The organism is Microlunatus sp. GCM10028923 (assembly GCF_042666975.1).
Taxonomy (GTDB): domain Bacteria; phylum Actinomycetota; class Actinomycetes; order Propionibacteriales; family Propionibacteriaceae; genus Microlunatus.
This window is the reverse complement of record NZ_JBHTFF010000011.1, coordinates 195,221-218,529: the sequence shown is the minus strand read 5'-3', so window position 1 is coordinate 218,529 and position 23,309 is coordinate 195,221. Positions and strand designations below refer to the sequence as shown.

Below are 23,309 nucleotides of genomic sequence, written 5' to 3'. Positions count from 1 at the left end.
CAGCCACGACTGCAGGAGACAATGACCGGATGCAGCTCAACCACCGATTCACCGTCCCAGCCCGGGTCGAGGATGTGTGGGCCGCATTCCATCGCCTCGACCGGGTCGCCCCGAGTTTCCCCGGCGCCACCCTGGAGAGTGTGCGCGGAGACGACTTCACCGGATCGATCAAGATCAAGTTCGGCGCGATTCTCCTGCTCTACAGCGGATCCGGACGGATCGTCGAGCGTGATCAGGCCGAGCGCCGGCTGATCATCGAGGCCAAGGGCCGGGACCGCCGCGGTCAGGGCGGCGCGACCGTCGAGTTGACCGCGCGGTTCGACGGGCTCGGTCGCGCGGGCACCGAGATCGTGGCCGAGACGAATCTCAACCTGACCGGCCGGCCGGCCCAGTTCGGTGAGGCGGTGATCTCCGACGTGGTGGACCGGGTCCTGGAGCGGTTCGTGCACGGGGTCGCCGACCAGCTGACCGGGCGGGCCGCGGCGCCGGACCTGGAGCCCGTTCCGGCCGAGCCGGCCGCGGAGCCGGAGCCCGAGCTGGTCGAGTTCGCCGAGGACGAGGAGCAGGTCGACGTCGAGCAGACCGCCGCGGCCGACGACGAGTTCGGGTACGACGAACTGGGCCCGGTCGCCACGCCGGAGGCCGAGGCCCCGGAACCACCGGCGGAGCCCGAGCCCGAGCCTGCCGGCGCACCGGTGGACGACTTCGTGGACGAGGACGACGATCCGATCGTCGATCCCCGCGGGGACGACGCCGATTTCGCCACCGCCCCGATCCCGGAGCCGGCGCCGCCGGCCGGTGCGGCGGCGCGAGACGACCGGGCCGGCCAGGAACTGGTCCGACCCACCTCTGGGAGCCTGCCGGTGCCGACCGACACCGCCGCCACGGTCAAGCGGTACGCGCCGGCCGCGGCCGCCGCCGTCGCCGGCGTGGCCGCGGTCGTGGTCTGGGCCCTGGGCCGCCGGCGCCGCTGAGCAGACCCGGACTCCGGCGGACCGACCCGGTCAGTCCGCCAGGCGGAGCCGGATCGTCTCCGGCAGGCTGCCCAGCTTGTCCAGCAGCTCGGCCGGTACTCCCCCGGCGACGTCGGTGATCACGTAGCCGAGGTCGCCGCGGGTGGACAGCGACTGGCTGTCGATGTTGACGCCGAAGTCGGCCAGCACCCCGTTGGCGGTGGCCAGGACGCCGGGCACGTTGCGGTGGATGTGCAGGATCCGGGTCCGGTCCGTCGGCGTACCGTCCAACTGCACGGTCGGCAGGTTCACCGACATCGTGGTGGCACCGGCACCGAGGTAGTCGCGCAGCTTGCCGGCCACGAACCGGCCGATGTCCTCCTGCGCCTCCTCGGTCGAGCCGCCGACGTGCGGCGTCAAGATCACGTTCGGAATCCCTTGCAGGGAAGAGGTGAACGGGTCCCCGGTCTTCTTCGGCTCACTCGGGAAGACGTCCACCGCGGCGCCCGCGATGTGCCCGGACTCGAGCTGCGCGCGGAGCGCCTCATGATCGACGACGATGCCCCGGCAGAGGTTGAGGAACAGGCTGCGCGGGCGCATCTTGGCGAACTGCTCGGCGCCGAAGAGACCCGCGTTGCCCGGCCGGCCGTCGACGTGCAGCGACACCGTCTCGGACACCTCGAGCAGCTCGTCCAGCGTCTCGCAGCGGCGCGCGTTGCCCAGCGCCAGCTTGTCGGCCACGTCATAGAAGTAGACCTGCATGCCGAGCGCTTCGGCGATCACCGAGAGCTGGCTGCCGATGTTGCCGTACCCGACGATGCCGAGGGTGCGGCCGCGCACCTCGTGCGCACCGGTGGCCGACTTGTCCCAGACCCCGGCGTGCATCTTGGCGTTCTTGTCGGTCAGGTGCCGGGCCATCGAGATGATCTCGGCGATCACCAGCTCGACGACGCTCCGGGTGTTGGAGAACGGAGCGTTGAACACCGCGACACCGTGGCCGGTCGCCGCGGAGAGATCGATCTGGTTCGTGCCGATGCAGAAGGCACCGATCCCGACCAGCTGCGGAGAGGAGGAGATCACCCGCTCGGTCACGGTCGTCTTGGACCGGATGCCGAGCAGCTGGACGTCGCGGACGGCGTCGATCAGCTCGTCCTCGTCCAGTGCGCCCTTCACCGTCTCGAGCTCGATCCCGCGCTCGGTCAGCAGTCGTTCGGCCTCGGGGTGGATGTTCTCCAGCAGAAGTGCCTTCATCGCTCCTCATCAACTCGGGTTCGCCCGGGCCATTCTAAGGACCGTCCCGAGCCGGGTCGTCCGTAATCTCATCCCCGCGTCCGTAATCGGAGACTAGAGTTCGCCCCGTGGAGTGGAGATCACCCGGTGTCCCGGGCCGGCGCTGACCGGCCCGACTGAGACGTTCCGAGGCCCGCAGCGCCCTTCCTTGCGCCATCACTCCTTCTGCCGCAAAGGGTCTCCGTGTTCCTCCTGCTCCTGGCCTACCTGGCCTTCCTCAGCCTTGCCCTCCCGGACGGGATGCTGGGCGTCGCCTGGCCGACGATGCGGCTCAGCCTGGACGAGCCGCTCGACGCGCTCGGCTGGCTGCTGCCGTTCGGTGTCGGCAGCTATCTCGCCTCGGCCGCGCTGACCGACCGGCTGGTGGCCCGGCTCGGGCTCGGCCGGTTGCTCGCCCTGAGCACCTTCGGTACGGCAGCGGCCCTCCTCGGCACCGGGCTGGCGCCGGCGTTCTGGGTCACCATCGCGGCGAGCGTGCTGAACGGGCTCTCCTCGGGCGCGATCGACGCCGGCCTGAACAGCCATGCCGCCCGTACCTTCACCCCGACGGCGATCAACGTGATGCACGCCTGCTACGGGATCGGCGCCGCCCTCTCGCCGCTGCTGGTCACCGCGATCATCGTCGGCAACGGGTCCTGGCGCTGGGCGTACCTGATCGTCGCCGGGCTGCAGCTCGGGATCGCCGTCGCGTTCCTCGTCTCGGCCTCGCGCTGGCCGGCCCCGCCGCCGGCAAACCGCCCGGGCGGACCGACCACCGGGCCCCGCCTACCGAGCCGGGCGGCGGTGCTCGGCGTCGTCGCGGTCGGAGTGCAGTCGGCGTTCGAGTCGAGCCTGAGCCTGTGGTGCTTCGTCTTCCTGACCCAGGGCGCCGGGCTGTCCACCGCCGCCGCGGGCCTGACCGTGTCCGGCTACTGGGTGGCGCTCTGCGCGACCCGGCTGGCGATCGGCCCGGTCGCCGACCGGGTCGGTCCGTGGCCCGTGCAGCGGGTCGCCGCCGGTGGCTTGGTGATCTTCGCCGCGCTGCTGTTACCGGGTCGGCCGGTGCCCGCCATGATCGCGGTGATCGGGCTCGGCATCGCCGCCGCTCCCCTGTATCCGCTGCTGATGCTGACGACCAGGGACCGGGCCCACCGGGTCGACCGGGTGGTCGGCCTGCAGACGGCAGCCTCGGGACTCGGTGCCGTGGTCCTGCCCGGGTTGCTCGGGATGATCATCGAAGGATCGCCCGGCCGCTACGCGATGATCATGGCCGGGTTCGCCGTCCTGGTACTGCTGTTGCAGGCCGGACTGGCCCGGTCACAGGATCCAGTACGCCGAGACGGCCATCGGCAGCAGCCCGAGCAGCGCGAACGGTGACCAGGGCCGGCGCCGGTTGACGACCAGGGTCGCCACCGCCGTGATCAACCCGATCACGCCGGTCATCACCCACAACCCGACCGTACGGGAGTAGCCGAGATCGGACTCGCCACGCACGGCGAGGTAGGCCGCGAGCACGATCGCGATGGAGCCGAACACGATCCAGGCGGCGACGCTCAGCAGGGCCCGCTGGACGACGTCCAGGCTCTGCCGCTCGGCCTCCCGTTCCTCCCGGCTCAGGCTGGCAGGCATTCGATCACTCTCCCCGGTCAACATCACACGCTAAGGGTTCGTACCCTAATCGTTCGTGCATTAACTATACTCTCCGGCATGCCTTCCGAAGCACCGAGCCCCGACGCCGCGGACACCGACCTGCTTGCCCTGGAGCAACAGGTCTGCTTCGCCCTGGCCGTCGCGTCACGGACCGTGATCGGCCTCTACCGCCCGTTGCTGGACCCGCTCAAGCTGACCCACCCGCAATACCTGGTGATGCTGGCCCTGTGGCAGCACGGCACCCTGTCGCTCCGGGAACTCGGCGACCTCGTCTCGTCCGACGCAGCCACCCTGTCGCCCCTGGTCAAGCGCCTGGCCGAGATCGGCTACGTGACCCGCGAGCGCGAGCCGGGCGACGAGCGCAGCCTCCGGATCACGCTCACCCCGGCCGGCCGCAGGCTGCGCCGCCAGGCCGTCAAGATTCCGCCGGCGATCCTCGACCGGCTCGGCATGGACCTCTCCGAACTGCGCCGGATCCACGCGGACCTGACCGACCTCATCGCGCGAGCCCGATGATGATCATGAACGCACGGACCTGATCTGCGAGGATGACGCCATGGCGAGGGGACGGGCCGCGGGCCTGCTGGCGGGGTTGATGATCATGGGACTGCTCGGCGGCTGTGCGTCGGCCGGGCAGGATCCCGAGGGTACGGCGACCGAGTGGCTGAAGCGGTTCGACGACGGCGACCATGCCGGCGCCTGTGCTCTGATGGTGGACACCGACGACACGCCGGTCGCCCGGAAACCTCAGCAGCGCAAGGATTCCTGCGTCGCCGGGCTGGAACGGCTGGCCGATCAGGCGGCGCAGAGTTCGCTGGACGCGTGGCGCAGTTCCCCGCGCACGACCCGTACCGAAGGAAACACGGCGGTGATCGAATTCACCGCCGTGCAGGGCAAGCTCAGCGAGGTCCGGGTCGACGACGTCTGGTACGTCGCCGACCCGGGTCTCGGAGTGTTCTCGTTCGCCTGATCAGAGCGCGACTTCGGTGCCCTTCGCCGCAGACGCGTAGATCCCGTCCAGCACCTTGGCCCGGATCAACGCCTCCTCGCCGCGATGATCACCGAACTTGCCGGACTGGACCTTGTCCAGGAACTGCAGCACGCTCGCCTCGTGGTGGCCGGCGGGCGGCACGATCGGCTGCAGCTCGGCCGGGATGCCGTCGATCTCGGTCCACACGTTGAGCCGCTGGTACGGCTCGACGCCCCAGCCGCCCCACTCGATGCTGGCGCCGCCCTCGGACCCGTACAGCGCGACGTAGCACTGGTCGTACGGAATCCACTGGGCCCAGCTCGACTCGAGCAGCAGCGTGCCGCCGCCGTCCAGCCGGAGGAACGCGGTGGACAGGTCCTCGACCTCGAAGTCGACCTTGGTGTCGGCGTTGGCCCGCGGGCCGTACGCCGAACCACCGCGGCCGCGCGGGCCGAACTCGGCGTAGGTGGCGGCGGTGGCCGACGACACCTGCGGGTTGCCCAGCAGGTGCAGCGCCATGTCCAGCATGTGCACGCCGATGTCCATCATCGCGCCGCCGCCGGCGAGCGAGGCGCGGGTGAACCAGGTGCCGAGGCCGGGGATACCCTGCCGCCGCAGCCAGCCGGCCTTGGCGTAGTAGATCTGGCCCAGCCGGCCACGGTCGACGATCTCCTTCAGCGCGGTGACCTCGCCGCGCTGCCGGTGGTTGAACGACACGTCGAGCACCCGGTCGTTGTCCTTGGCGGCCTGCACCATCGTCGCCGCCGCGGCGCCACTCTCGGCCATCGGCTTCTCCGACAGCACGTGGATCCCGGCGTTCAGCGCGCCGACCGCGATCGGTGCGTGCAGGGCGGTCGGAGTGGCCACGCTGATCACGTCCAGGTCACCGGACCTGACCATGGATTCCCAGTCCGGGTAGCGCCGTTCGACGCCGTACTTGTCGCCCAGTTCGGCCAGCTTCTCGGACTCCATGCCGGCCAGCGCGACGAGGTCGGCGTTGGCGGCGTCGAAGTAGGCCTGCATGTGCTGCTGGCCCGCCCAACCGAGGCCGACCACGCCGGCCCGGAGCTTCTTCTGCTCGTCGGTCACTTGTCCTCCTTCAGGCCGCGACCGGTGAAGATCGGCGGCGGCTGGTTGACCACGGACGGGGTGACGAACTCGCCGGCCCGATCCGGCGCGGCCCAGCGGACGCCGTTGGCCAGCACGCGCTTGATGTCCGGGTGGTGGTAGACGGGGTACTCCTGATCACCGGGCGAGAAGTAGAACACCTTGCCCTTGCCGCGGCGCCAGGTGCAGCCGGACCGGAACACCTCGCCGCCGGAGAAGGTCGAGATGAAGATCTGCTCGTCCGGGTGCGGGATGTCGAAGTACTCGCCGTACATCTCCTGCTCGTCGATGACGATCGGATGCGGTACGCCCTCGGCGATCGGGTGGCCGGGATTGGTCGTCCAGACCAGCTCCGTGTCCTGGGAGTTGCGCCAGGTCAGCGAGCAGCTGGTCCCCATCAGCTTGATGAAGATCTTGGAGAAGTGCGCCGAGTGGAGCGCCAGCAGCCCCATCCCGCCGAGCACCCGCTGGTAGACCTTGTCGACGATCTTGTCGTCCACCTGGCCGTGCGTCGCGTGGCCCCACCAGGTCAGGACGTCGGTGCTCTCCAGCACCTCGTCGGTCAACCCGTGCTCGGGCTGGTCCTGGGTCGCGGTGCGAACCTGAACCTGGTCGCCGAGCAGCTCGGTCAGGCCCGCGGCGATGGCGCCGTGCATGCCATCCGGATAGCGCTCAGCCATCCCCTCGCGGTCACGGTCGCTGTTCTCGTGATGATTTTCGCCCCATACGGTGACGCGGATCGGTGAAGTCACGATGGACAAGTCTGCGCCTTCAAGTCCCGGCACGCAAAGCCCCATTTCGCAGCGGTCCAGCACGCGGGACGCGTCGGTCGGTGGCGAGCGCCGGCCGGCGGGCCATGATGGTGCGATGGAGCGCCGATCGCGGGCTGACCAGGGTGCCGACGCCGAGGACGGGCGGCCGCCGGTGCCGTTGATCCGTCAGTTGAGCCTGCGCGCCTTCGATCTGTCCGGGCGTACGCTGCGGCGCAGCCGGGAGTCCGCGGAACGCCGGGTCAGCCGCTGGCGGGACCGCATCTTCATGATCATCCAGTGTGCGGTGACCGCCGGGCTGGCCTGGTTGCTGGCCCAAGTCGTCCTCGGCCACCCGATGCCGTTCTTCGCTCCGGTCGCGGCGATCATCACCCTCGGATTCACGTTCGGGCAGCGATTGCGGCGCGGCATCGAGGTCGCGATCGGCGTCGCCGTCGGCGTTCTGGTCGGCGATCTGTTCGTGATCGCGTTCGGCACCGGGCCGGTGCAGATCATCCTGGTCTGCGCGATCGCGATGTCACTGGCCACCCTGCTCGGCGCCGGCAATCTCATGATCATCCAGGCCGGCGTGCAGTCGATCATCGTGATCACCTTGACCCCGATGCCCGGCCAGGGAGTCAACCGCTGGCTGGACGCGGTGACCGGCTGCGCGATCGCCCTGCTGCTGGCCACCATCGCCCCCAGCGCCCCGCTGCGGCTGCCCCGGCTGGTCGCGGCCAAGATCCTGCAGGAGTTCGCCGCCACCCTGGACGCCGCCGCCGAGGCGCTGCGGACCGGGGACGAGGAGGGCGGCGACGCCGTTCTGGTCCAGGCCCGGGCGACCGAGACCGCGCTGGACGACCTGCGCGAGGCGACCGACGAGGGCCTCGGCGTGGTCCGCCACTCCCCCTTCCGCCGCCGCGACCTGCCCGCCGTGCAGGCGTACGCCGATCTCCAGGTGCCGCTCGACCACGCCAGCCGGAACCTCCGCGTCCTGGCCCGCCGCAGCGCCATCGCCCTGTGGCGGGACGAGACCGTACCGCTGGCGTACCTGACCTTGATGAAGGATCTGGCGGACGCCGTGCGCTACATGGCCGGCGAGCTGTACAACCGACGGCTCCCGACCGCCGCCCAGGCCCGGCTGGTCGCCCTGGGCCGAGCCAGCTCCCGGCTGCGGCTCGCCGACACCATGTCCGCGGTGGTGATCTTGGCCCAGTTGCGGTCGATCATCACCGACCTGCTGGAGCTCACCGGCCTCGACTACGCCGAGGCCAGAACCCGCGTCCCGGACATGGACTGAGGGTGTCCGGGGGTCGATTTGTGATCTCCGGAGGCGTGAACTATGGTTATCAACGCGACGCGGGGTGGAGCAGCTCGGTAGCTCGCTGGGCTCATAACCCAGAGGCCGCAGGTTCAAATCCTGCCCCCGCTACCACCAGAAGGGCCCGGACCGAAAGGTCCGGGTCCTTCGTTGTTTTCAAGGGATCCCAGGCGTTGCCTGCCGTGGGCCGTCTTGGGTACGGACCCGTCGGTAGGTTGTGGGCGTGGCCTCCGATCAGCTCGCTCCCGCGAGTGATTCAGCGCGCAGCCTCTATCTCCCGCCGGATCGATCCGGCGTCGCCTGGCTCCTGGATCCCAGCAGCGCGGCGGCGTCCAGGCTGGCTCGACAAGCGAAGGTTCGGAGCAGTGGGGACGCCTGCGACTCGGCTGCGTTGGCTGCCGATCTTCCCGATCTTGCCGTGCTGATCACCGAGCGACATTTCGGAGTCGCCGATGGGGTCCTGGACCCGGCTGCTGCCGAGGACGTACTCGACCGGTGGCGGCACCGGCTCCGATCCGAACAGCCGCGAACGTGGGGCCAGGCGTTGGGCACGTCCGTTCATGATCTTCGCTGGCTCTTCCACGACAACCACCTCTGGGCGGCCGGCGAAGATTCGGACCTTCTCCGCGCGGTCGACCGACGAGCCGACGAACCCGTGCTGCAGGATGACCCGGGCCCCGTGGTGAGCGAAGAGATCGTCGAAGGGGTGCTGTGCATCCGGCTGCGCCAGTGCGGTGGCGGCGGTCCCGACGGCCGGCTGCTCACGCAGCAGTGGCGGGGCGATCATGCCCGGCACTTCACCCACGACCGGATCCTTGTCGATCTTCGGGGCAATCCCGGCGGCGAGGACTCGCACATGATCGCTTGGATTCGTGATCATGTACGTCGCGAGGTCGTGTGGCCCGGGTGGCGTGAGTGGCGCATCGGCGAGCAGGTGGTCAACCGGTGGAACGTGGCCGTCTTCAGCGAACCCGAGGGTCGTGGCGCACCGCTCGAGTCGATCATCGACGCGTTCGCACTCAGTACGTCCAGCAGCCTGCGAACGGTCGATGAGCCGTACATGATCGCCAGGTCGGCTTCGCCCTGGAGCGGGCGCATGCTGGTCCTGACCGACAAGGGCAGCGCACCGGCCGCGGAGAGTGCTGCCTGGATGCTCCGCACCGGTCTGGATGCGAAGATCATCGGCGGACGCTCGGCGGGCGCCGTCGGCTTCGGGAACCTGGCTCCCTATCTCCTGCCGCGCAGCGGACTGAAGCTCGACCTCCCCACGGCCTCGTCCGGCTGGCACGAAGAATCGATGACCGGGATGCCGATCGACCTCGCCTACGACGTGTGCGCCACACTCCACGAGACCGCAGCCAACTTCGACGCGCTCCATGCCGACGCACACGCCGCAAGCCGCGAGGTCTCTGTGGAACTTTCGGCCGCGTTTGGTGCCATCGAAGTTCCACGCTGTTGATCGGGGCCCGGGCCAGCCCGGGCACGGAGCCGAATGAAGGTCTAGCGGACCCGGTCGTAGGTCAGGGCGAGCACACCGGGGCCGCTGACCTGATGATCGACGAGTTTCCAGTCGGTCAGCGGGTTGTCGTCGTCGAACAGCCGGATTCCGTCGCCGCCGAGGACGGGGGCCACCACGAGATTGAGGCGGTCGATGGCGTCGGCGGCGAGCAGTTGCTTGATCACGCTGGCGCTCCAGTTGATCAAGATGTCGCCCTGACCGGTGGACTTGAGTTCCGCGATCAGCTCGGCCGCGGGCGCGTTGACGACCCGTACGCCCTCCCACGGCGATTCGGTCAGGGTGCTGGTCAGCACGATCTTCTCGGCGGCGACCAGCCACTTGGCGTACTTCTCGTCGCGCGGGTCGACCTTCTCGGTGCCGATCACGCTCGGCCACCAGACCAGGAACTCCTCGGCGTTGACCCGGCCCAGTACGGCGGTCGTCGCCGTCTCGATGGTCCGCACGATCTGGTCGTAGCCGACTTCCGCATCACCGAGGTAGGCGATGCCCTCGTCGCCACTGCGGCGGTAGTAGCCATCGAGGCTGAGCCCGATGTTCGCCACGACTCGGCGGCCGGCTGCGTGTTCGTGATTGCTGGTCATTGATGACTCCTTGGCGTCTTCCTCGGACGGCCCCTGCGGCCGCTTGCCAACACCACGAACGGCCGAGCCCGAATCGGACACCCGGGCCGGACTTGATCAAGAATTCTGGCGTACGCGATAACGGAGGTGCGTGGCCTCGGGGGTGTCGATCACCCGCATGACGTCCAGTTCGACCCGGTCGGGCAGTACGTCGAACAGGCGCAGCCCACCGCCGAACAGCACCGGCACCAGGTGGACCTGCAACTCGTCCAGCACGCCGGACTCGAGGGCTCGCTGGGCCACGGAGGCACCGTGCATCAGCACGTCCTCGCCCCGAGCCGCCGCCAGGGCCTGGGCCACGGCGGATTCGATGTCGGTGACGTAATGCACCAGCGGAAACTCCGCCACGGCCGGGTCCGGCGGGCGGTGGCTGACGATGAAGATCGGGACCCCGTTGTGGTTGTCCCCGTTCCAGTGGTTGACCTGTTCGGCGGTACGTCGTCCGGCGATCAGCGCGCCGGTCCGGTCCCATTCCTGGCGGAACTCGGTCGGGACACCGGGCCGGATCTTCCAGTCCTCGGTCCACATCCAGTCGTGCAAGCGATCGAACCCGTCACCGCCGGGGTTACCGGGGTTGTCGTTGGGCCCGGCGATGTAGCCGTCCAAGGACATCGACATGTACAGCACCGTTGAAGCCATGCTCGCCTCCTGGGGTCGTGGCGGCCCGGCAGCCCGCCCGTTGATCATCCTGCAGGTCAGCCGCCGGGCGTCTCGTTGCGGCGCTCGGCGAACGTCCGGAACTGGCCCGTGTGGATGTCGCCGACCCATTCCCAGCCCGGCTCGGCCGAGACGACCCGCGGATCTTCGGTGGACTGCCCGTCGCGCAGGGCGACGACGTAGGCGCGGTCCAGCTCGATCCGGTCCCGGACTTGATCACCGACGGAGCCGTGGCCGGGGATGACGACGTCGAGCTCGCCGGCCACGTCCGCCAACTGCTGCAGCCCGACCAGGTACTCCGCTACGGGGTCGTTGGCGCCGTTCGGCTCGTCGAGCATCGGGACGAAGAGGTCGGACAGCATGTCGCCGGCCACCAGGACGCGGCGTTCCTTGATCAACAGCGCCGCGTGGCCCGGGGAGTGGGCCGGGTGCTCGATGATCAGGACCTCGGGTCCGGCCCAGGGCAGCCGGGTCGTTCCCGCGGGCAGGCCGGTGATGAGGCCGAACAGGTCCAGCGGAGTCTCGTCGGCGATCTCCGGCGGCAGGCCTTCGGTGACGCGGGTCCGCCAGTCCGGGTCCGACCGCAGCTCCTCCATCCGGGCCGCACAACGAGCCGTACCGTAGCGGGGAGCGTCGCCGAGCTCGGTGTGCCAGAGCACGTGGTCCCAGTCCGGGTGCGTCGCGAACCCGGCCACGACGGGCCGGCCGAGCTCGGCCACGTCGCGGGCCAGGCAGGACAGCTCGGCGTCGGTGATGCCGGGATCGATGATCAACACGCCGTCCCGGCCCTGCACGACGACGGCGTTGTTCCGCAGCAGCGCGCTCTGGTGCACCAGCACACCCTCCGCGACCTGACTCAGCATCGTGCACCTCCGCTTTTAGTTTGCAACCACTTGTCGCGACGGTATCCCCGGCTGCGATCCTTGGCAAGCCATCCGGCGGAAGGAAGATCAGCCCTTCCACCGTTCGGTCAGGCGACGGCGGTGCCTTCGAGCTCGACCAGTTGGCCGGGGATCGCCAGCCTGGTCACGCCGAGCATCGTCGTGGCCGGAGCCACCCCGGCGGCACCGAGCCGGCCGGCCAGGATCCCGTAGTGCCGGAACAGCAGGTCGACGTCGGTGGTGTAGACGTTGAGCCGGACGAGGTTGGCAAGAGTCATGCCGGCCGCACCGAGCACGGCCTCCAGGTTGTCCAGGCTCAGCCCGAGTTGCCCGGCCAGGTCGCCGTCGTGCTGAGGCTTCCCGTCGGCGCTCATCGCGGTCTGCCCGGAGCAGTACAGGGTCCGGGTCTGGCCGGAGACGACCTCCCCCTGGTTGAATCCCAGGTCCGCCGACCAGGTCACCGGATTGACCGCGGTGCGTTCCATGATCACATCAGCTCCACTTCTGTTTCGAGGGGTACGAACGCGGGCCAGCCTGGCAAGCAATCACGACATCCTTGGTCAGGTATTGGCCTACAGTTCGGGGATGCGTGCGGACAGGTTGGTGTCGCTCGTGTTGCTGCTGCGGCAGAGCGGCCGGCTCAGCGCCACCACGCTGGCCCGCGAACTCGAGGTCTCCACCCGCACCGTGCTGCGCGACATCGAGGCGCTGTCCGCCGCCGGTGTCCCGGTCTACGCCGAGCGGGGCCGGCACGGCGGTTTCGCCCTGCTGCCGGGCTTCCGCACCGAGCTGACCGGACTGAATCACGACGAGGCACTGGCGCTGCTGATCGCGGGTTCCCGGCGCGGAGCGGAGGCGTTCGGGCTCGGTTCGGCGCTCGCCTCGGCGATGCTCAAGGTGGTCGATGCGCTGCCGGACGGCTATCGCGACACCGCCGCCGGGGTGGCCGAACGGCTGCTGATCGATCCGGAGACCGACCTGCTCGCCCGACGACTGGTCGCCGACGAGGTGTCCGACGCCGTCCTGGCCGAGATCCGGCGGGCGGTCCTGGCCGGGCACCGGCTGCGACTCCAGTACGAGGCCGTCGATCAGCCGCCGACCTGGCGCACGGTGGACCCGATCGGGCTGGTGAACGTACGAGGGCAGGGCTATCTGCTGGCGACGCGGTCGGGCGAGGACCGCACCTACCGGCTGTCCCGGGTCCACGCGGCCGAGGAGCTCGCGGAGCCGGCCGACCGGCCGCAGCGGGTCGACCTCGACCGCGCCTGGCGGGAACGCAGCGTCCGGTTCCGGACCGGCGGCGACCAGGTCACGGTGCTGGCCCTGATCGCACCGCAGCGACGTGCGGAGATCGTCGGTACGGCACTCGCCGTGCTCACCGAGCAGGCCGAGCCGGACGGCCGGCTCCGGCTGGAGTTGACGTTCCAAGATCAACGGCACGCGGTCTGGGCCCTCTGGCAGCTCGGACCGGACGCGGAGGCCCTGGCGCCGCCGTCGTTGCGGACTGCCCTGCACGACCGGGCCGCGGCGATCGCGGCACGGTATGCGGAGTGACGGCACCCGCCGGATAAGATAGTCACGCTATGGAGGTGACCGCCTCCGGCGTCCGGAGGTCGTGCCTTGATCACTGCTGTGTCACCGCTGGTCTGGATCATCACCGTGGTGGCGCTGTTGGCGATCATCGCGCTCGACCTGCTGGTGATCGCCCGCCGGCAACGTACGGTCTCGATCAAGGACGCCACCCGCTGGGTGATCATCTACATCGGGCTGGCCGCGCTGTTCGCGGTCGGGCTGTTCGTCTTCCATCCGGGCCCGGCCGGGTCGGAGTTCGTGGCGGGCTACATCACCGAGTACAGCCTCAGCGTCGACAACCTCTTCGTGTTCGTGATCATCATGTCCCGGTTCGCCGTGCCGGCGCTGGCCCAGGACAAGGTGCTCTACATCGGCATCATCGTGTCCCTGCTGCTGCGTGCGGTGTTCATCGCGGCCGGGTCCGCCGCCATCGCGGCCGCGAGCTGGACCTTCTACCTGCTCGGCGCGTTCCTGATCTACACCGCGATCCGGCTCGCCGTCGACGGCGAGAGCGACGCGGACTTCAAGGAGAACGCGGTGTTGCGGCTGCTGCGGCGGGTCCTGCCGTTCAGCGCCGACTACGACGGTGCCCGGCTGGTGACCCGGACGGACACCCGCCTGCCGGGCCGCCGGAGCCGGGTGCTGCTGACCCCGCTGGTGATCGTGATCGCGGCGATCGGGATGGCCAACGTGATCTTCGCGCTGGACTCGATCCCGGCGATCTTCGGGCTGACCCAGGACGCCTACATCATCATCACGGCCAACGCGCTGGCCCTGATGGGCCTCCGCCAGCTGTACTTCCTGATCGGCGGGCTGCTGGAACGGATCGTCTACCTCAACGTGGGCCTGGCGGTGATCCTCGGCTTCATCGGGCTGAAGTTGATCATCGAGGCTCTGCACGGCTCGCACATCGACGATGTCGGTTTCGTGCACCTGCCGCACATCGGGATCGCCGTGTCGCTCGGCTTCATCCTGGCCACCCTGCTCGTCACGACGATCATCAGCCTGGCCAAAACCGGGTACGACCGACGGCGGCAGGAAGCCGACTAGCCGAGGCGCCGCTGCAGCACCTCGGCGCCGGGTCCGCTGAGCTCGCGGGCCACCGTCGGCCGGCCGGCCAGCGTCATCAGGACGGCCTCCGCGCTCCCCCGGGCCTCGGGTCCGCGGCCGTACGACCAGTCCAGATCGGTGGCGACGATCCGTACCCCGCGGACGTGCCAGAACCCGCGCAGCGGCGGCGCCGTGACGGCGAACGACAGGACGACGCGGAGCCGCTCGGCCGGGATCGTCCGGGGCACACCCAAGGGCCGCCGGAGGTCCTGGTGGTGGATCAGCCCGTCGGCCAGGCCGACCTTGCCGCCGAACTTGGCCGTCGAGCCCTGCGGGGTCAGGTGCTCGCGCAGGAACGCCACCAGCCCGCGCGGCCCCAGGTGCGCATACTCGGCCCGCGCCACGTCGTTCAGCCGGCCGAAGCTGAACCCGGCCCGCCGCAGCCTGCGGAACATGTCCCGCAGGTCGTGATCTTCGTAGCTGATCAGGTGGGCGACCAGGTCCCGGACCCGCCAGCCGTGGCAGAGGGTCGGCACCTCCCACTGCTCAGGTGTCAACGTGTCAAGGAAATCCGCAAGATCGACTCGCTCCGCCCGGGCCAGACTCATCACGTCCACGCCCGCATTCTTCCAGGCTAGCGAGCTCCCACCGGAGCGATCAGGGCCGCCATCGCGGTGAGCGCCGCCGGCTGCAGCCGGTAGTAGGCCCACTTGCCGCGCTGTTCCCGGGTCATCACGCCCGCCTCGACCAGCAGCCTGAGGTGGTGCGACACGGTCGGCTGGGACAGCCCGACCGGCTCGGTGAGATCGCAGACGCAGGCCTCTCCCCCGTCGTGCGCGGCGACCAGGGAGATCAGCCGCAGCCGGGTCGGGTCGGCGATCACCTTGAGCGACGCCGCCAGCGCCTCGGCCTGGTCGACGCTCAGCACCTCGCCGGTCAGCGGCGAGCAGCAGGCGACGGTCGCGATCGGAACCATGGCTCGAGTGTAGATCATGTATTGACAGCTATCGATGAGACCTGCCTAGAATCACACACATCGAAGATCATCGATTTGAAGGGATGTCCATCATGACAGGGATCACGGGGGCTGAGCAGGAGCTGGTGGAGCTGGTACGGCAGCGGTACGCCAGCGCCGCCAGCAGCGTCACGGCCGGCGGCGAACGCGCCGGCTGCGGGGGCGCCGAAGCCGAGTCGTCCGGCGCCTCGTGTTGCGGGCCGGAGCCGGTCGAGGTGTCCGAGACGTTCGGCTCGACGCTCTATGCCGCGACCGAGCGGGACGAGCTCCCGGTGGCGGCCGTCGCGGCGAGTCTCGGCTGCGGCAACCCGACCGCGGTCGCCGAACTGCGCGCGGGCGAGCGGGTGCTCGACCTCGGCTCCGGCGGCGGGATCGACGTCCTGCTGTCGGCCCGCCGGGTCGGCCCGACCGGCTTCGCGTACGGCGTCGACATGACCGACGAGATGCTCGACCTGGCCCGGACCAACGCCACCCAGGCCGGCGCGACCAACGTCGAGTTCGTCAAGGGCACCATCGAGGACGTACCGCTGCCGGACGCCGCGGTCGACGTGGTGATCAGCAACTGCGTGATCAACTTGTCGGTCGACAAGCCGAAGGTGCTGGCCGAGATGTTCCGGGTGCTGGCACCGGGCGGCCGGATCGGGATCAGCGACGTGGTCGCCGAAGATCAACTCACGCCCGCCGAACGGGCCGAGCGCGGCAGCTACGTCGGCTGCATCGCCGGCGCGCTGTCCCGGACCGAATACCTGGACGGCCTGGCCCGGGTCGGGTTCGTCGAGACGTCCGTCGAGTTCACCCACCAGGCCGCCGACGGCATGCACGCCGCGATCGTCCGGGCCGTCAAGCCGACCTGACCGGTGGTTCGGCGCGCCGCTCTCCTGGGCCGCGTGCTTCACTGGTAGGCGATGGCGATCAACACGTACGACGTCGATCTGTTCGAGCAGAGCCGGGGCAAGCTGGAGGCGATCGCCTACCGGCTGCTCGGTTCCGCCACGGACGCCGAGGACGCGGTCCAGGACACCTTCCTGCGCTGGCACGGCGCCGCCCGGGACCGGATCGAAAATGCCGAGGCCTGGCTGACCAAGGTGCTCACCAACGTCTGCCTGAACCAGCTCGGCTCGGCCCGGGTCCGGCGGGAGCGCTACATCGGCACCTGGCTGCCGGAGCCGCTGCTCGCCGGCGACCGGATGCTCGGCCCCGACGAGACCACCGAGCAGCGCGAGTCGGTCTCGATCGCGATGCTCACCCTGATGGAACAGCTGTCGGCCAACGAACGCGCCGTCTACGTGCTGCGGGAGGCCTTCGGTTACCCGCATGCCGAGATCGCCCAGATCCTCGACCTGACCGAGGCGAACTGCCAGCAGCTGTACCGGCGCGCCAAGCAGCGGCTGACGCTGGACCGGACCCGGCGGGTGATCAACACCGCGACCGCGGACAAGATCACCGAGGAGTTCCTCGCCGCCGCGATCGGCGGTGACCCCGAGCCCTTGATCAAGATGCTCACCGACGATGCGGTGAGCGTGTCGGACGGCGGCGGCAAGGTGCCGGCCCGGAGTACGCCGATCGTCGGCGCACTCAAGATCGCCAGGTTCCTGACCGGGCTGTTCCGGCCGAGCGCGTCCCGGCAGGCGCTGGTCGAGGACGTCTTCCACGGCATCCCCGACCTGTATCCGGTGATCAGCAACGGCGAACCGTCCGTGCTCGCGGTGGCCGGCGACCGGGTGATCGGCGTCGTCGGGCTGCGGGTGACCGAGGACGGCGTCGCCGCGCTGTACATCCAGGCCAATCCGGACAAGCTGGCCCGGCTCACCCGGCAGTGGCCCGACCTCGATCACGGCGAGCCGCTGGCCCGCTTCGGCGGCTGACCGACGCAGACTGTCAGGTTTCGCGGCCCTGTCCGGTTCTTGGGATGTCACCTCGGGACAAGGAGCGGAACATGAACCATCGCATCGTCGTCCTCGGCGCCGGTTATGCCGGTGCGCACGCGGCGGCCAAGCTGGCCCGACAACTCGGCGACGGGGTCGAGATCGTCCTGGTCAACGCCGAAGCGGACTTCGTCGAACGGGTCCGGCTGCACCAGCTGGTCGTCGGCCAGGACCTGCCGGCCCGGCCGCTGCGGGACCTGTTCGCGGGCCGCCGGGTCACGATCCGGCAGGCGCTCGTGTCCGCGGTCGACGTCGATCGCCGTACCGTCCAGCTGCAGGAGTCCGGCGGCATGGTCGAGCTCGGCTACGACACGCTCGTGTACGCCCTCGGCAGCACGACCGCCGACCTGGGGGTGCCGGGCGTCGCCGAACACGCGCACGCCGTGGCCGGCCGGACCAGCGCCCTCCGGCTCCGGAACCGGCTCGCCGAGCTGCCGGCCGGTGCCGCCGTGGTCGTCGTCGGCGGCGGCCTGACCGGGCTGGAGACCGTCACCGAGATCGCCGAGTCCCGGCCCGACCTGCGCACCGCTCTGGTCGCCCGGGAACGGGTCGGCGAACGGCTCAGCCCGCAGGCCCGGCGGCACCTCGGCCGGGTGCTGGCCCGGCTCGACATCACCGTCCACGACGAGCGCGAGGTACGCCGGGTCGAGGACGGCGCCGTGATCACCGACGCCGGCCCGATCCCTGCCACGGTGGCGATCTGGACCGTCGGGTTCGCGGTCCATCCGATCGCCGCGGCCAGCGCGCTCGCGGTCACCGACACCGGCCAGATCGTCGTCGACGCCACCATGCGCTCGGTGTCCCACCCGGACGTGTACGCGGTCGGCGACGCCGGGTCCGCCGCCGGGGTCAAGGGCACGATGCTGCGGATGTCGTGCGCCTCCGGCTTCCCGATGGCGATGCGGGCCACCGACGCGATCGCCGCCCGGCTGACCGGTCGGCCCACCCGCGAGCAGCCGGTCAGCTACTACCTCCGCTGCATCAGCCTGGGCCGGCGCGACGGGATCATCCAGCCGGTGACCCGGGACGACCGGGCGCTCCCCGCGGCGATCACCGGGCCGGCCGCGGCCCGGATCAAGGAGTGGGTCTGCTCCGGCGCGGCCTGGCTGGCGACCCATCCGCTGGTGCTCGGACCGGCCCGGAACGGCGTCCTACCGACGGCGCGGGACCGGCAGCAGGCGGCGTAGCCGCCGGATCGCCCGCCGGGCCGGGCCGGGCGCCGGCCGGGGCGGGCTGGTCGTAGTGAGGCGCAGGTAGCCGGAGCGGGTCCGGCCGAACACCGCGGTGGTCGCGGACGGATCCGGCTCCCCCGCCTCGTCGGCCGGAGCCAGCCGGTCGTCCCAGTCGACCCGGGCGGTCGCGATCAGCGCGCCACCCTGCAGCGCCACGCAGTTGACGTCCCAGACAGCTCGACCGCGGACCATTGCGGCCAGCCTGTGCGGCCGCAGGTGGACCTGGTAGCGGCCGGGCCGGTCGCCCGGTGCGCCGTCGACCCGTACCGTCAGCGGCTTGCCGCGGCGGACGAACTCGACGCAGGTCTGGTCCGGTGCCGCGGCGTGCAGCGGCAGTTCGAGGTCGATGCCGAGCCGGATCCCGTCCGGCTCGGATTGCACGTCGACCAGCCGGTACGAGGAGCGCAGCGGCTCCCGGGCACGCCGTACCGCCTCCGGCAGCAACTCCTCCAGCCGGGCCGGCAAGGCGTAGACCAGCACCCCCTCGGCGACCTTCGTGGTACGCCCGGGCAGCCAGCGGTTCAGGTCGACGAGATCGTCGGCGGTGCCGCGCAGCGCGGTCCAGAGCCGGAGCCGCGCGACGTCGGTGGCCTCGGCGAGGTGCCGGTCGTCGAGCAGCGGCAGCACCTCGGCCTTCAGGGTCGCGATCGCCTCCGCCCGCTCGGCCGCCTCGGCGCCGAGGTACGGACCGCCGAGCCCGGCCGCGAGCGTCCGCAGCAGGATCCGGTCCAGGTACGGCGACCGGACGGCGGGATCGACGTGCCGCACGATCAACCGGGACATCCGGGTCACCGTGAGCAGCTTGTTGCGCAGCGGCTGCGACCGCCGGGACAGGTTGCCGCCGTCGGCCCGCTGCCGGCGGAAGTAGTAGTCGTAGTCGTCCAGCGTGGTCACCCGGGACGCGGCGAACAGCGCCGTGGCGACGAAGACCTGGTCCTCGCCCTGCACCATGTCGTCCGGGAACCGCAGCCCGTGCCGCTCCAGCAGCGCCCGCCGGAACAGCTTCTGCGGGCCCAGGCTGCGCCAGACCCCGTCGCCGATCAGGTCGGCGTCCACCGCACCGGTGAGCTTGCCGGCCCGGCGCCCGTCCGGGGTCACCTTCTGGATCCGGCCGACCACGACGTCGGAGTCGTACCGGTCCGCGGCCGTGACCCAGCGTTCCAGCGCCTCGTCACCGAGCCAGTCGTCGGCGTCGTGGAAGAAGACGTACCGGCCGGTGGCCCGCTCGATCCCGACGTTGCGGGCTTCGCCCGGGCGTCCGGTGTGCGGTTGCGGGATGACCTGGAGTCCCGGCCAGGACGCCCGTTCCTGCTCCAGGTACGCCAGCGTGCCGTCGGACGAGCCGTCGTCGACGATGATCACCTCGAACCGGTCCGTCCCCAGTGTCTGGGCGCGCAACGGTTCCAACGCGTCCCGGAGAAACTCGAGCGCGTTGTACGTCGGCATGATCACCGAGACCGCAGGTGCTGCATCATCCCCAGCCACCAGGCGAATCTAGCCGTCCCGGAGCCGGTCCCGGGCCGTTCCGCGGAAAGCCGGCCCGGCGAGTCGGCGGCTCAGCCGTTCGGCTTCCTCGGCTCGGACAGTTCGATCGGGTTGCCCGACGGATCCTCGAGCAGGATCTGCTTGCCGCCGAAGCCGGTCACGATCTCGTTCCGGAAGGACGCGCCGGTGGCGCGCAGCCGCTCCACCTCGGCGTCCAGATCCTCGGTGGTGATCACGATCCGGTTCCAGCCGCCCGGCTCGGGCTTGCGCCCGTCCGGCATCACCTGGGCCGCGCCACCCGCGCCGACCGGCTCGGACAGCATCAGCCGGAGGTCGCCGCGGCTCAGCGCGGCGAAGCCGGGTGCCGGGTGCAGCTCGACGGTGAACCCGAGATTGCCCGTGTAGAAGGCGATCGCCGCCTCCACGTCGTCCACGATGTAGCGGACCGCCACTTGGACCATGATCGACATCTCCCTTGATAGATCAATTCAATTTGATTCAAACACCGCTGATGTAGTGTGTCAACATGGATCCGGCCGCCGCACCACCGCCGTTCCTCGGCCTGGTCGCCCACCCGCTGCGCTGGAGTCTGCTGACCGCGCTGGGCCGGAGCGACCGCCGGGTCCGCGAGCTGACCGAGCTGGTCGGCGAACCGCAGAACCTGATCTCCTACCACCTGGGCCAGCTCCGGCGCGCCGGCCTGGTCGAGGCACGGAGGAGCAGCTTCGACGGGCGGGACAGCTACTACCGGCTGGACCTGCAGGCCTGTGCCGAGGCGCTGGCCGCCGTCGGGTCCGAACTGCACCCCTCGCTCCGGCTCGCCGAACCCGGAACCGGGGGAAGGCGCCGGGCTCCGGTCCGGGTCCTGTTCACCTGCACCGGCAACAGCGCCCGCTCGCCGATGGCCGCAGCCCTGCTCCGGCACCAGGCCGGCGACCGGGTCCAGGTGCACAGCGCCGGCAGCCGGCCGCGCCCGCTCGATCCGCGCACGGTCAAGGCCTTGCGCCCGTACGGTCTCGACCTGACCGGTCACCGGCCGCAGCCGCTGGACCGCTTCGCCGGACGCCGGCTGGACCACGTGATCAGCCTGTGCGACAAGGTGCGCGAGGAGTTACCCGACTTCACCAAGAGGCCGGTGCTGCGGCACTGGAGCATCGCCAACCCGGCCGACGCCGATGATCAAGAGGCGTTCGACCGGACCGCGGCCGAACTCGACGTTCGGGTCCGGCAGCTGGTCCCCGCGCTCCTGGCGCGCTAGGGCCTGTGATCACTCCCCGACGGTCTGCCGGTCCGGGTCGGAGAAGGAGATCACGAAGATCGCCTGCTCGGTGCCGAGGTTGCGGGCGTTGTGCACCTTGCCGGACGGGATGCTCACGGTGTCACCCGGCCCCATCTCGAACGTCGCGTCGTCGACGCTGTGCAGGATCCGGCCCTGCAGCACGTGTAGCACCTCGTCGCAGTTCGGGTGGTAGTGCCGCGGGTTCTGCTGGCCGGGATCGAGGTAGCACCGGCCGACCGTCATCGTGGTCGAGTTGCCCTGCCGGCCGGACACCATCCAGACCAGGCGGCCCCAGTCCTGATCCTCGGTGATCACCTGGTCTGCGGGCACGAGGTGTTGGTCTTGGTTCGACATGATGTCCTCTGTGAGCCTTAACATTCGGGGGTGGGATTCACCCGGGCCGAGCTGGAGTCGTACCGAAACCGTACCGTCCCCGATCTGATCGGCCCCGGGGTGCTGCTGCTCTTCGTCGGCATCAATCCCGGCCTGTGGACCGCAGCGACCCAGACCCATTTCGCGCACCCGGGCAACCGGTTCTATCCGGCACTGCGGCTGGCCGGCATCGTCGATCGTGATCTTGACCGCTCGGCCGGGCTGACCGACGACGACCGGCGCTACCTGATCACCCGCGGGATCGGGATCACGAACCTGGTGCCGCGGGCCACCGCGCGGGCCGACGAGCTGACGCCGGAGGAACTGCGGGCCGGCCGGCAGCGGCTGCTCGACGTGATCGCCGAGCACCGGCCCCGGGTGGTCGCCGTCGCCGGACTGTCCGCGTACCGGATCGCCTTCGGCCGGGCCAAGGCCCGGGCCGGCCGGCAGCCGGAACCGATCTCGGGAGCCGAGCTGTGGCTGGTGCCGAACCCGAGCGGCCTGAACGCGCACGCGACGACCGCGTCGCTGGCCGAGGACTACGCCGCCGCGGCGCGCGCGGCCGGGGTGATCACATGACCGGCGCGTTGGTCATCGCCGCCGAGCCGGCGGTCGACGAGCAGGAACTGATGATCTTGTACGCCGCCGTCGGCTGGACCGCCTACACCGCGGACCCGGCCCTGCTGCGGCAGGCGGTCGCGAACTCCTCGCACGTGGTCACCGCCCGCCGTGCTGGCCGGCTGGTCGGGCTGGCCCGGGCGATCTCCGACGACGCCACGATCTGTTACCTGCAAGATGTTCTGGTCCATCCCGACGAGCGCCGGTCCGGGATCGGCCGGGCCCTGGTGACGGCGGTCCTGGACCGCTACGCCCGGGTCCGGCAGAAGGTCCTGCTCACCGACGACGAGCCCGGCCAGCGCGCCTTCTACGAGAGCCTCGGCTACACCGAGCTGCGCGACCTCGGCGACGGGACGCTGCGCGGCTTCGTCAGGTTCGACCGGCCGTGATCATGCGCTGGCCGCCGCCTGCTGGGAGTACACCTGGGACACCGCCTGCCGCACCTGCGCGGCCAACGGGTCGGCGTCGATCAGTTCCTTCGCCCGCGCCTTCAGCCGGGCCCGGTCGCCGGTCGGCACGAGCTTGATCAACAGCCCGGCCGCCAGCGCCAGGGCCACCAGCACCGAGGTCTCCGGATCGGGTCGCCCGTCGGCGACCAGCGCGTAGTGCAGCCGTTCCCGGGTCAGCCGGTCCGGCCGGGGATCCCGGGTCGGCCAGGCCGTCGCCGGGAACACGCCGAGCACCCGGTCGACCCGCTGTTCCAGGATGCCGGCCGCGACCAGCCGGCTCAGCAGCTGCCCCGACAGGTCCTTGATCAGCGGGCGGAACCGGAACGGGTTGATCGCGTCGGCGATCTTCTGGTCCGGCTTCGCCACCAGCCCGGCCAGCACCGGGTCGAGCACGGCGTCTCCGGTCGGCGCGGGGTCGACGACGACGAGCCGGCGGCGGCGCAGCAGCCCGTCGCTGTCCGGAGTGATCGAGATCCGCCCACGCAGCACCAGTTCGGCGGCGACGGCGCCGTGCAGGGCCGGCTCCAGGCGACTCCGGCCGGCGATCCGTTTGCCGGACTCCTGGTCGACGCAGAGCAGCAGGAACCTCTCCGCGATCAACATTCCACCACCGTAC

29 protein-coding genes and 1 tRNA gene are annotated in these 23,309 nt (G+C 70.4%); 15 read left to right on the top strand and 15 right to left on the bottom strand.

The genetic code is table 11. The features are described from left to right. The first annotated feature begins 29 nt into the window (after positions 1 to 29). Positions 30 to 974 carry an SRPBCC family protein gene (locus tag ACFQU4_RS25395; RefSeq protein ID WP_377497355.1) on the top strand — a complete coding sequence of 315 codons (945 nt, stop codon included), beginning with the start codon at positions 30 to 32 and terminating at the stop codon, positions 972 to 974. 30 nt (positions 975 to 1,004) lie between these two features. Here the strand turns inward: ACFQU4_RS25395 and serA are convergent, their stop codons facing one another. Beyond that, a complete protein-coding gene (gene serA, locus ACFQU4_RS25390) occupies positions 1,005 to 2,204 on the bottom strand; it encodes a phosphoglycerate dehydrogenase (RefSeq protein WP_377497353.1) in 1,200 nt (399 codons plus the stop codon). Between the two features lie 222 nt (positions 2,205 to 2,426). Between serA and ACFQU4_RS25385 the strand changes: the two genes are divergently transcribed. Continuing rightward, positions 2,427 to 3,599: an MFS transporter gene (locus tag ACFQU4_RS25385; protein ID WP_377497351.1), complete on the top strand. Its 1,173-nt coding sequence runs from the start codon at positions 2,427 to 2,429 to the stop codon at positions 3,597 to 3,599. Here the strand turns inward: ACFQU4_RS25385 and ACFQU4_RS25380 are convergent. Next, the gene (locus ACFQU4_RS25380; RefSeq protein WP_377497349.1) at positions 3,540 to 3,851 is read right to left on the bottom strand and encodes a hypothetical protein; all 312 of its coding nucleotides are present in this window, start codon (positions 3,849 to 3,851) and stop codon (positions 3,540 to 3,542) included. The genes ACFQU4_RS25385 and ACFQU4_RS25380 overlap by 60 nt on opposite strands. A 78-nt stretch (positions 3,852 to 3,929) precedes the next feature. Between ACFQU4_RS25380 and ACFQU4_RS25375 the strand changes: the two genes are divergently transcribed. Continuing rightward, positions 3,930 to 4,388 (top strand): MarR family winged helix-turn-helix transcriptional regulator, encoded by a 459-nt coding sequence (locus ACFQU4_RS25375; RefSeq protein WP_377497347.1) that lies wholly within the window; start codon positions 3,930 to 3,932, stop codon positions 4,386 to 4,388. 40 nt (positions 4,389 to 4,428) lie between these two features. Further along, positions 4,429 to 4,842: a hypothetical protein gene (locus tag ACFQU4_RS25370; protein ID WP_377497343.1), complete on the top strand. Its 414-nt coding sequence runs from the start codon at positions 4,429 to 4,431 to the stop codon at positions 4,840 to 4,842. Here the strand turns inward: ACFQU4_RS25370 and ACFQU4_RS25365 are convergent, their stop codons facing one another. After that, a complete protein-coding gene (locus ACFQU4_RS25365) occupies positions 4,843 to 5,931 on the bottom strand; it encodes a Gfo/Idh/MocA family protein (protein WP_377497341.1) in 1,089 nt (362 codons plus the stop codon). It lies immediately after the preceding gene. After that, on the bottom strand, positions 5,928 to 6,746 hold the full coding sequence (locus tag ACFQU4_RS25360; RefSeq protein ID WP_377497339.1) for a ThuA domain-containing protein: 819 nt from the start codon (positions 6,744 to 6,746) through the stop codon (positions 5,928 to 5,930). The genes ACFQU4_RS25365 and ACFQU4_RS25360 overlap by 4 nt, the downstream gene beginning before the upstream one ends. Before the next feature lie 70 nt (positions 6,747 to 6,816). On the opposite strand from ACFQU4_RS25360, the gene ACFQU4_RS25355 reads away from it, so the two are divergent. Both ACFQU4_RS25355 and ACFQU4_RS25350 read left to right on the top strand, forming a co-directional pair. Next, positions 6,817 to 7,998, top strand: a complete 1,182-nt coding sequence (locus ACFQU4_RS25355; RefSeq protein WP_377497337.1) for an aromatic acid exporter family protein — start codon at positions 6,817 to 6,819, stop codon at positions 7,996 to 7,998. A 58-nt stretch (positions 7,999 to 8,056) separates the two neighbouring features. Beyond that, positions 8,057 to 8,133: transfer RNA gene (locus tag ACFQU4_RS25350), tRNA-Met, on the top strand. A gap of 142 nt (positions 8,134 to 8,275) precedes the next feature. Here ACFQU4_RS25350 and ACFQU4_RS25345 read toward each other — a convergent pair. Beyond that, positions 8,276 to 8,899, bottom strand: a complete 624-nt coding sequence (locus ACFQU4_RS25345) for a hypothetical protein (protein WP_377497335.1) — start codon at positions 8,897 to 8,899, stop codon at positions 8,276 to 8,278. Between ACFQU4_RS25345 and ACFQU4_RS25340 the strand changes: the two genes are divergently transcribed. Beyond that, positions 8,876 to 9,478: a S41 family peptidase gene (locus ACFQU4_RS25340; RefSeq protein WP_377497333.1), complete on the top strand. Its 603-nt coding sequence runs from the start codon at positions 8,876 to 8,878 to the stop codon at positions 9,476 to 9,478. The two genes, ACFQU4_RS25345 and ACFQU4_RS25340, sit on opposite strands and share 24 nt — an antisense overlap. A gap of 41 nt (positions 9,479 to 9,519) precedes the next feature. On the opposite strand, the gene ACFQU4_RS25335 is transcribed toward ACFQU4_RS25340, so the two are convergent. The 4 genes from ACFQU4_RS25335 to ACFQU4_RS25320 all read right to left on the bottom strand — a co-directional run bounded on the left by ACFQU4_RS25335 (position 9,520) and on the right by ACFQU4_RS25320 (position 12,181). Then, the gene (locus ACFQU4_RS25335) at positions 9,520 to 10,119 is read right to left on the bottom strand and encodes a dihydrofolate reductase family protein (RefSeq protein ID WP_377497331.1); all 600 of its coding nucleotides are present in this window, start codon (positions 10,117 to 10,119) and stop codon (positions 9,520 to 9,522) included. A 96-nt stretch (positions 10,120 to 10,215) separates the two neighbouring features. Next, on the bottom strand, positions 10,216 to 10,797 hold the full coding sequence (locus ACFQU4_RS25330; protein ID WP_377497329.1) for a dihydrofolate reductase family protein: 582 nt from the start codon (positions 10,795 to 10,797) through the stop codon (positions 10,216 to 10,218). Between the two features lie 56 nt (positions 10,798 to 10,853). Then, positions 10,854 to 11,678 carry an MBL fold metallo-hydrolase gene (locus ACFQU4_RS25325; RefSeq protein ID WP_377497327.1) on the bottom strand — a complete coding sequence of 275 codons (825 nt, stop codon included), beginning with the start codon at positions 11,676 to 11,678 and terminating at the stop codon, positions 10,854 to 10,856. Positions 11,679 to 11,785: 107 nt separating this feature from the next. Then, the gene (locus ACFQU4_RS25320) at positions 11,786 to 12,181 is read right to left on the bottom strand and encodes a RidA family protein (RefSeq protein WP_377497459.1); all 396 of its coding nucleotides are present in this window, start codon (positions 12,179 to 12,181) and stop codon (positions 11,786 to 11,788) included. A 100-nt stretch (positions 12,182 to 12,281) separates the two neighbouring features. Here ACFQU4_RS25320 and ACFQU4_RS25315 point away from each other — a divergent pair, with 100 nt between their 5' ends. Together ACFQU4_RS25315 and ACFQU4_RS25310 are read left to right on the top strand one after the other, a co-directional pair. Continuing rightward, the gene (locus ACFQU4_RS25315; protein ID WP_377497325.1) at positions 12,282 to 13,250 is read left to right on the top strand and encodes a helix-turn-helix transcriptional regulator; all 969 of its coding nucleotides are present in this window, start codon (positions 12,282 to 12,284) and stop codon (positions 13,248 to 13,250) included. A 66-nt stretch (positions 13,251 to 13,316) separates the two neighbouring features. Beyond that, on the top strand, positions 13,317 to 14,318 hold the full coding sequence (locus ACFQU4_RS25310) for a TerC/Alx family metal homeostasis membrane protein (RefSeq protein WP_377497323.1): 1,002 nt from the start codon (positions 13,317 to 13,319) through the stop codon (positions 14,316 to 14,318). On the opposite strand, the gene ACFQU4_RS25305 is transcribed toward ACFQU4_RS25310, so the two are convergent. After that, positions 14,315 to 14,926 carry a maleylpyruvate isomerase family mycothiol-dependent enzyme gene (locus ACFQU4_RS25305; RefSeq protein ID WP_377497457.1) on the bottom strand — a complete coding sequence of 204 codons (612 nt, stop codon included), beginning with the start codon at positions 14,924 to 14,926 and terminating at the stop codon, positions 14,315 to 14,317. The two genes, ACFQU4_RS25310 and ACFQU4_RS25305, sit on opposite strands and share 4 nt — an antisense overlap. A gap of 26 nt (positions 14,927 to 14,952) precedes the next feature. After that, positions 14,953 to 15,294 (bottom strand): ArsR/SmtB family transcription factor, encoded by a 342-nt coding sequence (locus tag ACFQU4_RS25300; protein WP_377497321.1) that lies wholly within the window; start codon positions 15,292 to 15,294, stop codon positions 14,953 to 14,955. 92 nt (positions 15,295 to 15,386) lie between these two features. Here ACFQU4_RS25300 and arsM point away from each other — a divergent pair, with 92 nt between their 5' ends. From arsM to ACFQU4_RS25285, 3 genes are all read left to right on the top strand, one after another. Next, a complete protein-coding gene (arsM, locus tag ACFQU4_RS25295; protein ID WP_377497319.1) occupies positions 15,387 to 16,187 on the top strand; it encodes an arsenite methyltransferase in 801 nt (266 codons plus the stop codon). A 51-nt stretch (positions 16,188 to 16,238) separates the two neighbouring features. Further along, positions 16,239 to 17,198 (top strand): RNA polymerase sigma factor SigJ, encoded by a 960-nt coding sequence (gene sigJ, locus ACFQU4_RS25290; protein ID WP_377497317.1) that lies wholly within the window; start codon positions 16,239 to 16,241, stop codon positions 17,196 to 17,198. Between the two features lie 71 nt (positions 17,199 to 17,269). Then, on the top strand, positions 17,270 to 18,445 hold the full coding sequence (locus ACFQU4_RS25285) for an NAD(P)/FAD-dependent oxidoreductase (RefSeq protein ID WP_377497315.1): 1,176 nt from the start codon (positions 17,270 to 17,272) through the stop codon (positions 18,443 to 18,445). Here the strand turns inward: ACFQU4_RS25285 and ACFQU4_RS25280 are convergent. Both ACFQU4_RS25280 and ACFQU4_RS25275 read right to left on the bottom strand, forming a co-directional pair. Next, a complete protein-coding gene (locus ACFQU4_RS25280) occupies positions 18,410 to 19,975 on the bottom strand; it encodes a glycosyltransferase (protein WP_377497313.1) in 1,566 nt (521 codons plus the stop codon). The genes ACFQU4_RS25285 and ACFQU4_RS25280 overlap by 36 nt on opposite strands. A 71-nt stretch (positions 19,976 to 20,046) precedes the next feature. Continuing rightward, entirely contained in the window at positions 20,047 to 20,436 is a 390-nt protein-coding gene (locus ACFQU4_RS25275) for a VOC family protein (RefSeq protein ID WP_377497311.1), read from the bottom strand. A gap of 65 nt (positions 20,437 to 20,501) precedes the next feature. Here ACFQU4_RS25275 and ACFQU4_RS25270 point away from each other — a divergent pair, with 65 nt between their 5' ends. After that, complete coding sequence (locus ACFQU4_RS25270; RefSeq protein WP_377497309.1) at positions 20,502 to 21,233, top strand: ArsR family transcriptional regulator; 732 nt, start codon at positions 20,502 to 20,504, stop codon at positions 21,231 to 21,233. Between the two features lie 9 nt (positions 21,234 to 21,242). Here the strand turns inward: ACFQU4_RS25270 and ACFQU4_RS25265 are convergent, their stop codons facing one another. Further along, positions 21,243 to 21,608, bottom strand: coding sequence for a cupin domain-containing protein (locus ACFQU4_RS25265; protein WP_377497307.1), 366 nt, complete (start codon positions 21,606 to 21,608; stop codon positions 21,243 to 21,245). A 30-nt stretch (positions 21,609 to 21,638) separates the two neighbouring features. On the opposite strand from ACFQU4_RS25265, the gene ACFQU4_RS25260 reads away from it, so the two are divergent. After that, positions 21,639 to 22,205, top strand: coding sequence for a mismatch-specific DNA-glycosylase (locus ACFQU4_RS25260; RefSeq protein WP_377497305.1), 567 nt, complete (start codon positions 21,639 to 21,641; stop codon positions 22,203 to 22,205). Next, on the top strand, positions 22,202 to 22,633 hold the full coding sequence (locus ACFQU4_RS25255; RefSeq protein WP_377497303.1) for a GNAT family N-acetyltransferase: 432 nt from the start codon (positions 22,202 to 22,204) through the stop codon (positions 22,631 to 22,633). Before ACFQU4_RS25260 ends, ACFQU4_RS25255 begins: the two co-directional genes overlap by 4 nt. Here ACFQU4_RS25255 and ACFQU4_RS25250 read toward each other — a convergent pair whose 3' ends face one another. Further along, on the bottom strand, positions 22,634 to 23,296 hold the full coding sequence (locus tag ACFQU4_RS25250) for a GPP34 family phosphoprotein (RefSeq protein WP_377497301.1): 663 nt from the start codon (positions 23,294 to 23,296) through the stop codon (positions 22,634 to 22,636). Between the last annotated feature and the right edge of the window lie 13 nt (positions 23,297 to 23,309).